The organism is Crossiella cryophila (assembly GCF_014204915.1).
Taxonomy (GTDB): Bacteria; Actinomycetota; Actinomycetes; order Mycobacteriales; family Pseudonocardiaceae; genus Crossiella; species Crossiella cryophila.
Window position 1 is genome coordinate 8,490,502 of record NZ_JACHMH010000001.1, and the last position, 15,244, is coordinate 8,505,745.

Genomic DNA, 15,244 nt, shown 5'->3' on the forward strand with positions numbered 1-15,244 from the left:
CTTCTGACACACTCCTGATCATGGGGGAGAACAAGAAAATCGGGGGCTGGCTGCTGTCCGGCAACCCCAAGCGCTTCAACGTCCCGGCGTTGCTCGCCGACGAAACCCACCCGAAGCTGCTGCAGTGGTCGGTAGTGCGGGGTGCCAAGCCTGACTCCCGGGCCAACCGGATGCGGGCCGGGCAGCGGATCTTCCTCTGGCTCAGTGGCGACCAGGCGGGGCTGTGGGGTGCGGGCCACGTCACCGGCCTCGTCCAGTCGGGACCGCCACGAACCCATCAGCAGTACTGGGCGAACGCGGCCGAGCTGGCCAAGGCCAAGGCTTTTGTGCCGGTCGACCTGCCGATCTGGGAAACGCCGATCTCGCGGGACACCGTGCGTGCCTTCCCCGGACTGGACAAGCTCACCATCCTCAAACAGCCCTACGGGTCCAACCCGTTCGAGCTGACACCGGAACAGCTTGCCGCACTGGAGGATCTACTCAGCCTGCCACCCGGTCTGCCGCCGACCGGCTCAGGTGCGGGGTTCGGGTCCGCTGAGCTGAACCGGAAGGTCGAGTTGGCCGCGATGGCCGCGGTCACCGATTACTACGCGAAGCGGGGCGCGCGGGTCGAGGATGTCAGCCTGCACCGGCGCGGCTGGGACCTCGACTGTCACCTGGGCAACGGCGAGGTGCTGCGGGTCGAGGTCAAGGGCGTGCGTGGGGACCGTCCACGGTTCCTGTTAACCCGCAACGAGTTCGCCAAGGCGACCCGGCCGGATTGGCGACTCGCCGTGGTCACTGGAGCCCTGACCTCGCCGAAGGTCGCCATCCACCGGGGAGACCGGATCCGCGGGCTCGCTGACCCGATCCAGTACCAGGTCACGCTGCCTTGAGCTGACCTAGGGCTTGCCGCGCCCGGTTCTCAGTTCCACCACGTTGGAGGCAGGCCCGTAGTAGAACGCGCGCACCCGGTAGGCCGCGGTCCGCTCCTCGGGCAGGGTCACCAGCCCGAAGGAGTTGATGTTCGGGTCCAGCAGGGCCGCGGTCGACCAGGCCGGCGCCGCACCCGCCTTCACCTCGACCGCGTAGTGCTCCTCGTCGGAGGCGTTGTCCCGCCAGGTGAACCGGATGCCCTGGCTGGTCATCACGGTCGCCTTGACCTCGGTGGGGGTGGCGGCGGATGCGTTGGCGCGCAAGGATTGCGTGCCCGCGGGCGCGCCGGGCAGGGTCTGTGGCACCGCCCACTCGTGCGGGTCCTCCTCCGGCTTGTCCCCCGGTTTCGGTTCGGGCAACGTCACCGACTGCTCGGGGGAGGCCGTGCCGTAGTAGGGCCGGAGGCGGTAGAAGAAGCGGGTTTCCGGGATCAGGTCGGGGTGCCGGTAGCTGGTCTCCTCGGGGGCGAGGAACTTCAGCACCGTGTACTCGCCGTTGGGTTCGTTGGCATACTCCAGCACCCGCCCGGCCACCGGCTGCCCGGTGTTCTCCCAGCGCAGCGTGACGTCCACCGGGGTGTCCAGTTTCCCGGACAGCGCGCCGCCAGGGGACGCGGATTCCGTTGCGGCACAGGCGGATAACAGCAGGGCCAGGACAGGCAGCACAGCGAGGGACTTGAGCACGGGGGACCTCGAGACAGGGCGGGGCACGCGGTCGTCCCGGCGCGCGAAACCGGGACGACCGCGTTGGTCAGGGCAGGGTCAGCGGCGCGGGATCACTTGCGCCAGAAGCGGATTCCGCTCCACACCACGGTGGCGGGCCCCTGGCCGCTGCTGGTGCGGTAGGCGCCGAACTTGTCGTAGAAGCTGCCGCTGGGGCTGCTGTAGCTGTGTTTCTGGGAGCCGTTGATGTAGGTGCGGTGCTGGCTGCCGACCTGGTGCACGGTGTTGACCCGCACGGTCGCGCCGACGGTGGCGCCGGTGGCGACTGTCGCGCCGCCGTGCACCGCGTAGAGCCTGCCGCCGCGTTCGACGGCCAGCATGAAGAACGGTCCGGCCGAGGGCCCGTCCTGGAAGGTCTGCTTCAGCGAGATCCGGGTGCCGCCCATGCTCTGGATCCGGAACGACCCCTCGAACTGGTAGGTGCCGCCGCCGTAGGTGTCATACCTGCGTTCGGCGCGCTGGTCGCCGCTGGCGGTGGAACAGGTCAGGGTGAAGGTCAGGTTGTTGACCTGGCCGCAGCCGCGCTCCTGCACGTTGAAGCCAGGGGAACGCGACGTCCAGCCACCGCCCTCGACCTGGGCCTGCGCGGCAGGGGCGGTGAGCACGAGCCCACCCAGCAACGCGATCCCAGCGAGGACACGGTGTTTTCTCGGCATTCCAACCTCCAGGAAAAGGCGCAGCGAGAAAACAAATGCCGACGTTTGCAGGGGCCGGCATCCGTTACTCGAAAGCGCTTACAGGTTGGCGGGGTGAAGCCACATTAGGACACGATCGGGGGTCCGACAAGACTTTCACATATGCGACCGGAAGTGCGGCCGAGAACGCCTAGTGACGCGGGCTGGCGAAACTCCACAACGGCCACTCGTCCACAACCGTGAACCGCATCGAGCACAGACAGAAGAGCGCAGACGCCCGCCCCGGATGCCTCGCCGTCACTTCTGACCGGTCAGCCGCCGGTGTCGGAGGCGGCCAGTTCCACTCCGGGCTCGAACACCAGCCTGATCAGCTCGCACAGGAACTCCGGCACGCTCAGCCCGTCGTAGAGACCCCGGCTGGCCTGCGACAACACCACCCGGCCGAAGGCGCCGACCATGATGATCTGGCTGGCGACCGCGGGCTCGACCCGCAACCGGTGCCCGGCCGCCACACACGCGTCCAGGGCCTCGATCAGGATGACCCCGATCTCCGCGCTGGGCCGCATGGTGCCGGTGTCGCCCCAGGACACGCCGACGCCCTTGGGGAAGGCCAGCAGGATCCGCTGGTGCGCGGGGTTGTTGATGGCGAAGTCCAGGTAGGCGCGCAGGATCGCGCACAGCCTGCCGAGCGGATCGCCTTCGGGCACGGAGTCGCGGCCGAGGGCCATGGCGTCGGCCATGCGCTGCATCTGGTCCTGCATCAGCGCGCCGACCAGCTGGGTCAGGTCGCCGAAGTGCGGGTAGATGCTGGCCGGGGCAATCCCGGCGGCCCTGGCCACCCCGCGGATGGTCAGCGCGTCGTCGGTGTCGAGGGCGCCGAGCAGCCGCTCGGTGGCGGCCATGATCTCCTGCCGCAGCCGGTCCCCGTGTCCCCACGGGTTGCGTACCCGGCGCGGCGTCCCGGGTAGGCCGGAGTTCGCCTCCACCGGCTCAGCCCCGGTGTTCCGGTAGCGGGATATCGCCGGTGTGCAGGAGTTTCAGCGCGTCCTGGGTGATCTCCCGCAACGGCCGGCGGCCGTCACCGTCCACCCATTCCCGCAGCACGACCTCGATCAGCCCCATGGTCGCGGCCGCGGACAAGGCGGCCTTCAACCCGGCCGAGGGCCCACCGACCCTGGTGGCTATCTCCTCGGCCAGCTCGTTGCGCCAGCGCCAGGTCTGTTCGGCCAGCCGGGCCTGCAGTGAGTCGGTGTGCCTGGCCAGCGCGTAGACCGCGCGCACCCGCTGGGCGTCCTCGGCGACCACCCGCATCAGCCGGTCCAGCACGACGTGCAGCGCCTCGGGCAGCGGCCGGTCGGCGGGCTGGGCGCGCATGACCTCCAGGGAGTCGGTGAGGTGCTCCTCCACGAAGCCCGCGATCAGCGATTCCTTGGTCGGGAAGTAGCGGTAGAGCGTGCGCGTGCCGACCTCGGCCGCGACCGCGACCTGCTCGATGGTGGTCGCCTCGAAGCCCTGCGCCGCGAACAGCTCCAGCGCCTTGTTGGCGATCTGTAACCGGGTGCGCTGCATCTTCAGCTCACGCAGCCCCATCGGCACACCTCCTGACCAGCCCCTCTTCGCCCGGAGGCTAACAGCACGGACCGTGTTCGACGTGCATTCGACACACGTGGCATAGTGGCAGTGTTGGCAGAATGGCAGTAACTGCCAGATTCCGCCCGACAGCTCCACCGGGACCCGGTCACACCCACCGCGTGGCCACCCCCGGCGACCACGCACAACCCGCCCAGCACGCCCCCACCACCTACCGCCGCCCTACCGCCAACCGCCCCCACCACCTACCGCCGCGCCGCCACCAACCGCCGCCCCCACCTGCCGCCGCCCAACCGCCGACCAGTGCCCTCAGCCGCTTCCCAGCCCGTCCCCACCAGGCCGGCCGGACCGGCCCCACCGGGCCGATCACCACCGAACTCGCCAGCCGCCGCCACCGCCGCACTGACGTCCCACCACCGAAAGGACCCGAGGTCATGACCGAGACCGCGAACGCTCCCGCCAAGGCCGCCTTCCCCGACACCCGGCCCGCGGGCTGCCCGTTCGACCCCGCCGCGGAGTACCAGGAGCTGCGCGAAACCGCGCCGGTGAGCCAGGTGAGCTGCCCGGTCGGCGTGGACGCGTGGCTGGTCACCCGGTATGAGGACGTGCGCAGCGTGCTGGCCGACCCGCGCCTGTCCTCCCGCGCCGCCTCGCCGTCCAACCACGTCAACACCGAGGCCGACCTGGACGCCCCGGCCGCCCCCGGCTCGATCCTGCACCACGACGGCCCCGAGCACTCCCGGCTGCGCAGGCTGCTGACCCCGGAGTTCACCGTCAAGCGCATCCAGGCGATGCGGCCCTACATCGCCGACCTGGTGGATCAGCACATCGACAAGATGCTCGAAGGCACCGAGGCTGACCTGTACCACGACTTCGGCCTGCCGATCCCGTCGCTGGTGATCTGCGAGCTGCTCGGTGTGCCCTACGCCGACCGGGAGATGTTCCAGGCGGCCAGCGGGGTGCTACTCAAGGTCGACATCACCCAGGAGCAGCGGCTGGCGGCCAGCGGTCAGGTCCAGGGCTACATGGCCCAGCTCGTGATGGCCAAGATGGCCAACCCGACCGACGAGGACCTGCTCGGCAGGCTCATCCAGCGGGCCACCGCCGGCGGCACCCCGCTGACCATCGAGGAGCTGGTCACCCTCGGCATCTCGCTGCTCATCGCCGGGCACGAGACCACCGCGAACATGATCGCGCTCAGCGCCGCCGCCCTGCTGCAGCACCCGGACCGCCTGGCCGAGCTGCGCGCGGACGCCTCGATCGCGCCCGCCGCGGTCGAGGAGATGCTGCGGTACCTCTCGGTGGTGCAGTTCGGCGTGTTCCGCCGGGTGGTCGAGGACCTGCCGATCGGCGAGCAGGTGTTCAAGGAGGGCGAGTTCGTCATCGCCGCCCTGTCTTCGGGCAACCGGCAGGAGTCGGTCTTCGGCAACCCCGACGAGATCGACTTCGGCCGCAACGCCAGCGCCCACCTGACCTTCGGCTACGGCGCCCACCAGTGCCTCGGCCAGCAGCTGGCCCGGGTGGAGCTGCAGGAGGTCTTCGCCCGGCTGTACACCAGGATCCCGACGCTGCGCCTGGCGATCCCGTTCGAGAACATTGAGTTCAAGCACGACGCACTCGTGTACGGCGTGCGGTCGCTGCCGGTCACCTGGGACGCTCAGGCCTGACCGGCCGCCGACCGCGACCCACCACCGCACAACAGGAGTTGGAAATGCGCGTCAACATCGACGAAGAAGCCTGCGTAGGCGCCGGTCAGTGTGTGCTGGCCGCCGCCGAGGTGTTCGATCAGCGGGACGAGGACGGCGTGGTGGTGCTGCTCCAGGAGGAGCCGCCGGCCGAACTGGGTGAGGCGGTCCGCGAGGCGGCCGTGCTGTGCCCGGCGATGGCGATCCACGTCCAGGACTGAATTCCCCGGACAATCACATATCTGAACTCCCGGCCGGCGCGCGCCAATCGTGCGCCGGTCGGCGACCAATGGGGCTTGCGTAATAACCCCTCCGCCCGCCCGAATGGGAATACCCGCACCCAGACGGATCAATGCGCCATCCAGCGGACATCCCGCGCACACCTACCCAGGCTAGTTTCTCCTCATCCGCCACCACCGGGTAACGGTTTGAGGAGCGCAACGATGCATCGCCCACTCGCTCGCGCGGCCACCGCAGTCGGCGCGGGCCTGCTGGTCCTGGCCGCCGCAGCCGGCGGCTCCACCGGAGCCACCGCAGCAGCGACCCCAGCCGCCGCGACACCCGCGGCAACCCCCGCGGCCGCGACCCCGGCCGCACCCGCCGCCGCGACATCCGCCCAGGCCGCCGCAGCCACCGCCGCCCAGATGGTGACCGCCACCGGCGCCGCCTCGGTCGGCCTGCACAACGCCTACATCCAGGCGACCTTCCCGTACCTGGCCGACGCCCTGGACACCGGCGCGGGCATGCTCGAGATCGACATCTGGACGAACTTCTTCGGCACCAGGGACTTCAAGGTCAGCCACGACCCCGGCAACAGCAACAACTGCGCTGCCGCGAACACCTACCCGGAGCTGCGCACCGGCGCCCGCAACCAGAACCTGGCCACCTGCCTGCGCAACATCCGCCTGTGGCACGAGAACAAGCCGAACCACCCGCTGGTCGTGCTCAAGCTCGAACTGAAGAACGGCTTCGACGGCCGCGGCGGCTTCGGCGCCCAGGAACTGGACCGCGTCATCGCCGACAACCTGGGCGCCGCGAACGTCTTCGGCCCCGCCCAGCTCAAGGGCGGCCACGCCACCCTGGACGCCGCCGCCCAGGCCGGCGCGTGGCCCACCCGCGCCGCTCTGACCGGCAAGTTCCTGATCCTGGTCGAACGCGGCACGTTCGAGGCAGCCAACCCCTTCGACCGCTATCACACCGACGTGGAATACGCCGACCGCCTGCTCAACGCCAACAGCGCGGGCACCCTGCCCTCCACCATGGCCTTCCCCGCGATCAACGGCGCCAGCCAGTCCGACCCGCGCACCGGCGACCGCGGCGGCAACCGCGCGCCCTGGCTCGTCGCCTTCGACGGCGACGCCAGCGCCTACGCCGGCTACCCGGGCAGCTACCTCGGCGGCAAGTACCTGGTCGTCATGACCGACGCCCACCGGGTCGCCCCGGCGATCGACGGCGTGAACCCACCGGTCCCCGACGCCCACGCCCGGGTCCGGGACCTGGCCGCCAAGGGCGCCACCATCGTCTCCAGCGACTGGCGCAACCCCGCCATCGCCTCCTACACCACCGGCTGACCAGCACCACTCCGGCCAACCAGCACCACCCAGCGGCTCCACCAGGACGACCCTGTCCACGGTGGGGCCGCGCCCATTTCGAACGGGTCACCCCGTCCGCCATCGGACGTTGTCACCACATCGGCCCAATCGTAGGATGATTGACATCCGCGCTCAGCGGCCGTGGACGTTGTGCGGGCCGGCCCGCCGCCCTGGCCCGCACAACCCGCCGCTTCCGCAGACAGGTCGCGGCCCCGGCGACACCGCCAGAACCCACCACGGTCACCCGCGCCCACACCACCACGCGGCCGGTGACCACGCCCTCAGCACCACACCGCGCCTCAGACTCATCGCCAGCCAGCCCAGCTCACCGCGCACGGCCAGCCTCGCCTCGCACGGCCGTCCCACGGCCCTCGGCCAGCCGGGACACGCGGCTGACACACCACGCACGCCCGCCTCAGCACCTAGCCCGCTCCGCGCGCAGACCAAGCCGGGTCCCTGCGCACAGCGTTCACGCCAAACACGTCCAGTGCACTCGGCACGGCAGCATCGGCCGCCAGCCGAATCGCCACGGCATGCACCCAGCCTCAGCACCAACATCAACCCTGTCGGTGCTCAGCCAGCCCACACCACAGCCCCGCGACGCCCAGCCCAATCAGCCGGAGCGTCCGAGTGTTCTCGTAGGTCAGTTGTCGCGGGGGTCGGTGAACCCCTGCTGCTCAGCCAGGAACCGCTCGACCTCCGCGCCCAGTTCCTCGGCGCTCGGCATGTCCTCGGCCGTTTCCAGCAGCAGGCTCTCCTTGCCCGCGGCCTCGGCGAACGCGTCGTACTGCCGCTCCAGCGCGCCCACCACCTGCGAGATCTCCTCCGACTCCACGACCTGCCGCTGCACCTCGGCGTCGGCCCGGCGCGCGGTCTCCCGCAACGAGTCCGCGGGAAGCACGAGGCCGGTCGCCTGCACGACATGGTCGAGCAGGGTCATGGCCACCGCCGGATAGGTCGACTGCGCGAGGTAGTGCGGCACCTGCGCGGCGAACCCGACGGCGTCGTGACCGCTCTCGCCCAGGCGCAGCTCCAGCAACGCGCTCACGTTGCCGGGCACCTGCACCCGGTTGAAGAACGACTGGTGTTCGGAGATCAGTTCCCGGCGCGTCGCGTGGGCCACCACGCCCAGCGGTCGCGTGTGCGGAACACCCATGGGAATTCCGTGGAAACCGACGGTCAACCGGACGCCCCAGCGTTCGATCAGGCTACGAACCGCCTGGGTGAAGGCTTCCCACCGCAGATCCGGCTCAGACCCTGTGAGCAAGATGAAGGGGGTGCCGATGGCGTCATGCAACAGATACACCACAAGCTCGGGAGCCGCAAAATCGGCCCACCGGTCGGTCGAGTAGGTCATCAACGGACGCCTCGACCGGTAATCGAGCAGGCCGTCGACGTCGAACCGCGCGATCACGCGGTGCTCGTAGGTCTCCAGCAGGTGCTCGACCAGCACCCGCCCGGCCGCTCCCGCGTCCATGAACCCGTCGAAGTGGTGCAGCAGTACCGCTCCGGTCAGGTCCGGGACATCGGAGTCCACCTCGTACAGGTTCTCCGGATCCAGCACCACAGCCTCCAACTTGTCTTTCCACGCGTCCGTATCAAGAACGCCCGACCGGGTGACACCATTCCCGCCTGATCAATTTGACGAGCCAGATGATCGCACGGTTATATGCCCTACATGGCACTCACCTCGATCGCCGAGACCCCCACCAACACCAGATCGACCCCCGCACAGCGCCGCCCACCCCCTCGTCCCGGCCCGCACTGGCCCGGCCCGCTCCCGCCGCCACCCCACGCGGACTCCTTGCGCACCAGGAGAATCTGCCTCTTGTCAGCGCATTTTCGTTGCCCACCAACATAATTCCCTGACAGGCAAGTCGCGAGTTCCGCCGGTGGCGAAACTGTCATTCCCATCCCACCCCCACCCTTAGGCTGTGCCATGTTCGAGCAGCTCGCTGTGCTCGACACACCTCAGCCCCGGTCTGTTGACGCCACGATGGGCGCCCTCTCCGCTGATATGTCCACTTTGGACGACAACGCGCTGCTCGATCGGCTGCGGAACTGCCAGCGGGTCAAGGCGTACGTCGAGTCGGTGGAGATGCAGACCCTGGCCAGGTTCGTCGAGCACCGAACCCATGACAAGTACGGAATCCACGAGTTCGTCGGGGACGAGATCGCCGCGGCGCTGGGCTGGAGCCCACGTGCGGCGGCGGTCCGGCTGGCCACCGCCCTCGACCTCCGCCGCGTGCCCAGAACCCTGGCAGCGCTGGAGGAAGGCCGGATCGACTACCCGAAGGCCAAGGCGATCGCCGAGGCCGTCACCCCGCTCACCGACGCCCAGGCGGCCGCGGTCGAACAACGGGTGCTGCCCGACGCGGAGGCCCGCAGCGTCGGCAGCGTTCGGTCGATGCTGCGCCGCGCGGTCATCCGCGCCGATCCTGGCGCCGCCCGCAAGAGAGAGGAGAAAGCAGCGGAATCCCGGCAGTTGTCGCTGTGGGCGGAGGACGACGGCATGGCCGTGCTCTCCGTGAAGGCGCCGGCCCCACGCACCCAGGCCGCCTTCTGCTACGTCGACAAGCTCGCCCGCACGGTCAAGGACGAGGATCGGACGCTCGACCAGACGCGCACCGACGTGGCCCTGGACCTGTTGTCCGGCAAGGCGAACGGCGGTTCGGTCAGCACCGAGATCCGGGTGACCGTGCCGATCACCGCCCTGCTGGGCGATGACGACGAACCGGCCGAACTGGCCGATCACGGCCCCATCACCGCCGAGATGGCCCGCGAACTGGCCATGGACGCCAACATCAAACGGCTGCTCACCGGCCCGGACGGCTCGGTGGTCGGCTACGACGCCCGGCGTTACAAACCGCCGACCTGGATGACCGAAGTGGTCAAGGCGCGCAACCCGCGCTGCACCTTCCCCGGTTGTCGTCGCAAGGCCCACGACGCGGATCTGGACCACACCATCCCGCACGAGAACGGAGGTCCCACCAGCCCGGACAACCTCGGTCCGCTGTGCCGTCACCACCACCGGCTCAAGCAGACCGCCGCCTGGCCCTGGCGGCTGCACCAGCATCCAGGTGGCCGCTTCACCTGGACCTCGCCCACCAACCGCGTCTACCACACCTCCCCGGAGCCGCGATGACCTGAACCGCAAGCCCCGCCTGGCCCGCTGCCGCGCCGCGACCCTCGGTGCCGGTGGCCCGGCCAGGCGGACCGACCACCGCGGGCTCCGCTCAGCACGTGCTGGTCACCGGGTGCCTCAGGCCGGCATGAGGCACTGCCCGGCATCGTCCACAAAGGAAGCACAACGACAGGAGGTCCCTTCGACACGAGAGCATTGGGTATTCAAACGGTCTCGTCTACCGTGGGTGGCATGAGCCAGCCGCGCCCGTGTTCCATCGCCGCCACGCTGGCCGTGGTCGGGGAGAAGTACTCGTTGCTGGTGCTGCGTGAGGTGTTCTATGGGGTGTGCCGGTTCGACGGCATGGTCCGGAACATCGGGGCACCACGCGATGTTCTCGCCGTCCGGCTGCGGAAGCTGGTCGATGCGGGTGTGCTGGAACGCGTTCAGTACAGCGAGCGGCCGCCGCGGTTCGAGTATCACGCCACGGAGGCGGGACTGGAGCTACGTGGAGTCCTGCACCTGTTGCGGCAGTGGGGTGATCGGCATCTCGTGGACACACCGCCCGTGATGTTCGAGCACAGCTGCGGCCAGGACCTGGAGACGGTCCCGGCCTGCCGGGCCTGCGGCGCCGAACCGGCTGTCGGCGAACTACGCGCGCGGTTCGCCAGTCCGGAATGGACGCCGCAGGGCCGGGTGGCCGACTGACCGCTCTCCCGGTCCCAGCGGGTTCGGGACGCCTGGCCACCGACAGTTGTCGGGCCGAAGCTCACGCCCGGCCCGGTTCGGGTCAGACGCGGCCAGTCAGCCCAGGCTGGACTGACTGGCCCGCCCTGACAAAGGTCCGCGACCCGACCCGACCCGACTCCAGACTTGGCCCTGGCCGGGTCGTCGGTCAGGCCTTCTTGAAGACCAGCGCGGTGTTGTGACCGCCGAAGCCGAAGGAGTTCGACAGGGCGGCGTTGATGGGCAGGTTGACCGGGGTCTCCCTGGTGACCTGGATCTGGAGGTCGTCCTCCGGGTTCTCCAGGTTGCGGGTCGGTGGGGCCACGTCGTGGTGGATGGCCAGGACCGTGAAGATCGCTTCCAGTGCGCCGGCGGCGCCCAGGAGGTGACCGGTCATGGACTTGGTCGCCGAGACCAGGGGCTGGTGGCCGAAGACGTCGTAGATGGCCTTGGCCTCCAGCATGTCGCCGCCCGGCGTGCCGGTGGAGTGGGCGTTGACGTGCTGGATGTCCGTGGCGGACAGGCCGGCTTCCTTCAGGGCCGTGGTCATGGCCCTGATCTGGCCATCGCCCTGCGGGTGCAGGCCGACCATGTCGTAGGCGTCGGAGGTGATGCTGGCGCCGGCGAAGGTCGCGTACGGCGTGCGGCCGCGAGCGGCGGCCAGGTCGGCGCGTTCGATGACCAGGACGGCGGCGCCTTCGCCGAGGACGAAGCCGTCGCGTCCCTTGTCGTACGGACGGGAGGCGCGGTGTGGCTCGTCGTTGCGGGTGGACATGGCCTGGGCCTGGGCGAAGCCGGCCATGGTCACCGAGCGGACGCATGCCTCGGTGCCGCCGGTGATCACGATGTCGGCGCGGCCGAGCCGGATCAGGTCCAGCGCGTGGGCGAGGGCCTCGGCTCCGGTGGCGCAGGCGCTGGCCGGGCAGATGGCGCCGGCGCGGGCGTCCAGGTCGATGCTGACCGTGGCGGCCGCACTGTTGGGCATGATCATCTGGACCATGCGCGGGGACACCCGGCGGTAGCCGCGGCCGAGGAGCGCGTCGTAGTTGTCCAGCAGGGTGCCGACGCCGCCGATGCCGGTGCCCAGCACGACCGCGACGCGGTTCGGGTCGACCGCGCCCTTCTCCAGGCCGGCGTCGGCCCATGCCTCGCGGGCGGCGACCAGCGCTGCCTGGGCGGACCGGTCCAGCCGGCGGGCCTGCACGCGATCGAGCTGACTGGCCGGGTCGACCGCCATCCGGGCGGCGAGCCGGGCGGGCAGTTCCTGCGCCCAGTCGTCGGTGAGCGTCTCGACCCCGGACCGGCCGGCCAGCAGCGCGGACCAGGTGTCGGCCGTGGTGCCGCCCAGGGGGCTCAACGCGCCGAGCCCGGTGATCACAACCTCGGTCATCGACCGTCCTTCTTCTCCTGCCGCGGCCGGGTGACGGGAAGTCCATTGCCGACTTCCTTCACCGGCTTGTGCGGGAACCGACGTCGGGCATAGTCCCCGGCCGGCGAGCCGGGGGTGACGTAGAGCGTCTCCACCTTGTCCTGCAAGGGCTTCAGCACGGTGTCCATGAAGTCCTTCCGGTCTTGGAGGTAGGGCTCGAGTACATCCTCCCCTGCTGGGCAAACAGCCAGGCAGTAGGCCGCCTTGTAGTTGGGCTTGAAGGCCAGGCTCTGCCACATGGAGGCGCTCTCGGCGGTGGTGACCCGTTCGCGGTACTCCGCGGCGTCCGCACTCTCCGCGATCGTCTCCACCCAGTCGGTGAACCCGCCCATGAACTCGCGGTAGTTGTGGGTGGCGCAGCCGCGGAAGTCGAACTCCCCGTTCTTGCCGATCGCCCCGATCGGGCAAGCCGCGACGCAGAGCTTGCACTCCAGGCAGGGGTTGTAGTCCAGCTTCACGCCGTAGGCGCTGACCTCGGCGTCCAGGAGCAGGGTGGCCAGCAGCACGAAGTTGCCGAACCTGGGGTGGATGACGTTGCGGTGGATGCCCATCGCGCCCAGGCCCGCGGCCACCGCGACCGGCTTGTGCGCGATCACCCAGATCCGGCCGGGGTAGTTCTCCATCTCCATCGGGAAGGTGGCGGAGGGGTTCAGCGCGCGGTGACCCGCGTCCTCCAGGGCGCGGACGATGCCGCGCGCGGTCTCGTTGATGATCTCGCCGGTGCGGTGGAACTCCTGGTTGGCGACACTGCGCGCGGGTGAGCGGACGTTGTCCCGGTTCATCCGCACCACCAGCGAGATCAGGCTGCGGGTACCGGGCAGGGCGTGCAGCGCGGACTCGCGTTCACCGGCCAGGTCCGGGTGATCCAGTGACACCACGCCCATGTCGTCGGCGCCCGCCGCCAGGCACAACTCGCGCAGCCAGTCCGCGTCGATCACCCGGGGCGTACGGGGACCGGCCGCGGCCTGCCGGGCACGGACCGCGCGCACCGAGGGGTGGTCCGCGAGGCGGGCCGGAAGTCTTGTCATGACGCGCTCCCGAGGTCAGCTGGAAAATCAAACTCACCATGTCATCGAGTTAGTTTGAAATCAAGACCCACTCGATCGCGGCAGAATGAGGCGGTGAAGGAGACCTCGGCGCGGCTGCTCCGGCTGCTGACCCTGCTACAGATGCGCCGCGAGTGGTCCGGTGCCGACCTGGCCGACCGGCTGGGCGTCACCGGCCGCACGGTGCGGCGGGACATCGACAAGCTGCGGGACCTGGACTACCCGGTCGAGTCGACCAAGGGCGTCACCGGTGGGTACCGGCTGGGGGCGGGCGCGGACCTGCCGCCGTTGCTGCTCGACGACGAGGAGGCGGTGGCGGTGGCGATCGGGCTGCGCACCGCGACCAACGGCAGTGTCGAGGGCATCGGCGAGGCGTCGTTGCGGGCGCTGGTGAAACTGGAACAGGTGCTGCCCTCGCGGTTGCGGCACCGGGTGGCGGCCTTGCAGATCTCGACCGTGCCGAGCCGCTCGTCCATGCCGACGGTCGCCGCGGACACCCTGACCGCGATCGCCGCGGCCTGCCGCGACCACCAGCGATTGCGTTTCGACTACCGCAACCACGACGGCACCGAGAGCCTGCGCGAGGCCGAACCCCACCGCCTGGTGACCTGGGGCCGCCGGTGGTACCTGGTGGCCTGGGATGTCGCCCGGTCGGACTGGCGGACCTTCCGGGTGGACCGGCTGCGGCCCAGGACGCCGACCGGTCCCCGGTTCAGTCCACGGGAGCTGCCAACGGATGACGCGGGCGCGTTCGTGGCCGAGCGGGTGGCCCGGCTGTGGCAGTACCAGTCGAAGGTCCGGCTGCCGGTGCCCGCGGACGCGCCGGAGGCGCAGAACTTCGCCGGGATCGGGCGGGTCGAGCCGGAGGGGCCGGAGAGCTGTCTGCTGCACGTGGGCGCGTCCGATGTGCGGTCGCTGGCGTGGATGCTGGGGTCGATGGAGATCGAGTTCGAGGTGGTGGACGCGCCGGAGCTGGCGGCGAACCTGGTGGCGATGGCCGAGCGGCTGCAGCGGGCGGTGCCGGAGGCGGCGCGGGGCAAAGTGCGGGCAGAGGAGTAGGCGCGACTCCTCGAGAGTGGCCGGGGACGTGGATCGGAGCGCCGCGAGGGTGGACTGGCTGACGGAGGGGCCGAGGCAGGGAAGCCGGTCGAGGCAGAAAGGTCGGTCAGGCCGGGGGTCGGTCAGGCCGGGGGTCGGTCAGGCCGGGGGTCGGTCAGGCCGGGGGTCGGTCAGGCCGGGGGTCGGTCAGGCCGGGGGTCGGTCGAGGCAGAAAGGTCGGCCGAAGCAGGGAGCAGCTAGCCCAGGCGGTGCCATTGGGGGCGGGTGGTCCAGTGGTGGGCGCGGCGGACGCGTTGGTGGTAGGCGACGATCGCCCAACCCAGGCCGACGAGCGCGACGAAGGTGAGCGGCAGCGACAGGGTTGCCAGGGCTATCAAGAGGGTTGTGGCGGCGAGCAGGCCCGCGGCCACGACTGGCCAGCGGCGGTCGTCGCGGGGTGGGGTTGGGTGGCCGGTGCGCAGGCCCTCGGTGAACGCGGGGTCGTTGGCCTGTAAGTGGTCGGCCAGTTCCGCCAGGCGGCGGCGATCGTCCTGGCTCAGCATGGCGGGCCTCCCGCGAACGCATCCGGTTTCCGCCGTGCGGGGCGGGCGCTGGGGCGCCAGCGCAGATATCGGGTGCCCGGCGGGGGCGGGGGCAAACCTGGTGGGCCGCGTTGAGCGGCGGGGCGGGCGCAGGTGTGGGGCGGCGGCAACAGCCGGGGTCGATGCGGGCGGCTTCGGGC

15 protein-coding genes are annotated in these 15,244 nt (G+C 70.2%); 7 read left to right on the forward strand and 8 right to left on the reverse strand.

Annotated elements, in window-relative coordinates:
- Positions 1 to 20: 20 nt before the first annotated feature.
- A complete protein-coding gene (locus HNR67_RS36445) occupies positions 21 to 875 on the forward strand; it encodes a protein NO VEIN domain-containing protein (protein ID WP_185007474.1) in 855 nt (284 codons plus the stop codon).
- Positions 876 to 881: 6 nt separating this feature from the next.
- Here the strand turns inward: HNR67_RS36445 and HNR67_RS36450 are convergent, their stop codons facing one another.
- The 4 genes from HNR67_RS36450 to HNR67_RS36465 form a co-directional block, all read right to left on the reverse strand.
- Complete coding sequence (locus tag HNR67_RS36450; RefSeq protein ID WP_312988857.1) at positions 882 to 1,598, reverse strand: fibronectin type III domain-containing protein; 717 nt, start codon at positions 1,596 to 1,598, stop codon at positions 882 to 884.
- A 92-nt stretch (positions 1,599 to 1,690) separates the two neighbouring features.
- Entirely contained in the window at positions 1,691 to 2,293 is a 603-nt protein-coding gene (locus HNR67_RS36455; RefSeq protein WP_185007476.1) for a hypothetical protein, read from the reverse strand.
- Positions 2,294 to 2,583: 290 nt separating this feature from the next.
- Positions 2,584 to 3,258, reverse strand: a complete 675-nt coding sequence (locus tag HNR67_RS36460; RefSeq protein ID WP_185007478.1) for a TetR/AcrR family transcriptional regulator — start codon at positions 3,256 to 3,258, stop codon at positions 2,584 to 2,586.
- 4 nt (positions 3,259 to 3,262) lie between these two features.
- The gene (locus HNR67_RS36465) at positions 3,263 to 3,862 is read right to left on the reverse strand and encodes a TetR/AcrR family transcriptional regulator (protein ID WP_185007479.1); all 600 of its coding nucleotides are present in this window, start codon (positions 3,860 to 3,862) and stop codon (positions 3,263 to 3,265) included.
- Positions 3,863 to 4,296: 434 nt separating this feature from the next.
- Between HNR67_RS36465 and HNR67_RS36470 the strand changes: the two genes are divergently transcribed.
- The 3 genes from HNR67_RS36470 (at position 4,297) to HNR67_RS36480 (ending at position 7,118) form a co-directional block, all read left to right on the forward strand.
- Complete coding sequence (locus tag HNR67_RS36470; RefSeq protein ID WP_185007482.1) at positions 4,297 to 5,529, forward strand: cytochrome P450; 1,233 nt, start codon at positions 4,297 to 4,299, stop codon at positions 5,527 to 5,529.
- A 44-nt stretch (positions 5,530 to 5,573) separates the two neighbouring features.
- The gene (locus HNR67_RS36475) at positions 5,574 to 5,768 is read left to right on the forward strand and encodes a ferredoxin (protein WP_185007484.1); all 195 of its coding nucleotides are present in this window, start codon (positions 5,574 to 5,576) and stop codon (positions 5,766 to 5,768) included.
- A 222-nt stretch (positions 5,769 to 5,990) separates the two neighbouring features.
- A complete protein-coding gene (locus HNR67_RS36480) occupies positions 5,991 to 7,118 on the forward strand; it encodes a phosphatidylinositol-specific phospholipase C domain-containing protein (protein ID WP_185007486.1) in 1,128 nt (375 codons plus the stop codon).
- Between the two features lie 664 nt (positions 7,119 to 7,782).
- Here HNR67_RS36480 and HNR67_RS36485 read toward each other — a convergent pair.
- On the reverse strand, positions 7,783 to 8,706 hold the full coding sequence (locus tag HNR67_RS36485) for a proteasome assembly chaperone family protein (RefSeq protein ID WP_185007488.1): 924 nt from the start codon (positions 8,704 to 8,706) through the stop codon (positions 7,783 to 7,785).
- Positions 8,707 to 9,096: 390 nt separating this feature from the next.
- Here HNR67_RS36485 and HNR67_RS36490 point away from each other — a divergent pair, with 390 nt between their 5' ends.
- Positions 9,097 to 10,284: an HNH endonuclease signature motif containing protein gene (locus HNR67_RS36490; RefSeq protein ID WP_221490171.1), complete on the forward strand. Its 1,188-nt coding sequence runs from the start codon at positions 9,097 to 9,099 to the stop codon at positions 10,282 to 10,284.
- Positions 10,285 to 10,515: 231 nt separating this feature from the next.
- Positions 10,516 to 10,971 carry a winged helix-turn-helix transcriptional regulator gene (locus HNR67_RS36495; protein ID WP_185007492.1) on the forward strand — a complete coding sequence of 152 codons (456 nt, stop codon included), beginning with the start codon at positions 10,516 to 10,518 and terminating at the stop codon, positions 10,969 to 10,971.
- Between the two features lie 187 nt (positions 10,972 to 11,158).
- Here the strand turns inward: HNR67_RS36495 and HNR67_RS36500 are convergent, their stop codons facing one another.
- Entirely contained in the window at positions 11,159 to 12,379 is a 1,221-nt protein-coding gene (locus HNR67_RS36500; protein ID WP_185007495.1) for a beta-ketoacyl-[acyl-carrier-protein] synthase family protein, read from the reverse strand.
- Positions 12,376 to 13,446: an epoxyqueuosine reductase gene (locus HNR67_RS36505; protein ID WP_185007497.1), complete on the reverse strand. Its 1,071-nt coding sequence runs from the start codon at positions 13,444 to 13,446 to the stop codon at positions 12,376 to 12,378. The genes HNR67_RS36500 and HNR67_RS36505 overlap by 4 nt, the downstream gene beginning before the upstream one ends.
- 93 nt (positions 13,447 to 13,539) lie before the next feature.
- Between HNR67_RS36505 and HNR67_RS36510 the strand changes: the two genes are divergently transcribed.
- Complete coding sequence (locus tag HNR67_RS36510) at positions 13,540 to 14,523, forward strand: helix-turn-helix transcriptional regulator (RefSeq protein WP_185007498.1); 984 nt, start codon at positions 13,540 to 13,542, stop codon at positions 14,521 to 14,523.
- Positions 14,524 to 14,759: 236 nt separating this feature from the next.
- Here HNR67_RS36510 and HNR67_RS36515 read toward each other — a convergent pair whose 3' ends face one another.
- A complete protein-coding gene (locus HNR67_RS36515) occupies positions 14,760 to 15,065 on the reverse strand; it encodes a DUF3040 domain-containing protein (protein WP_185007500.1) in 306 nt (101 codons plus the stop codon).
- Positions 15,066 to 15,244 lie beyond the last annotated feature (179 nt).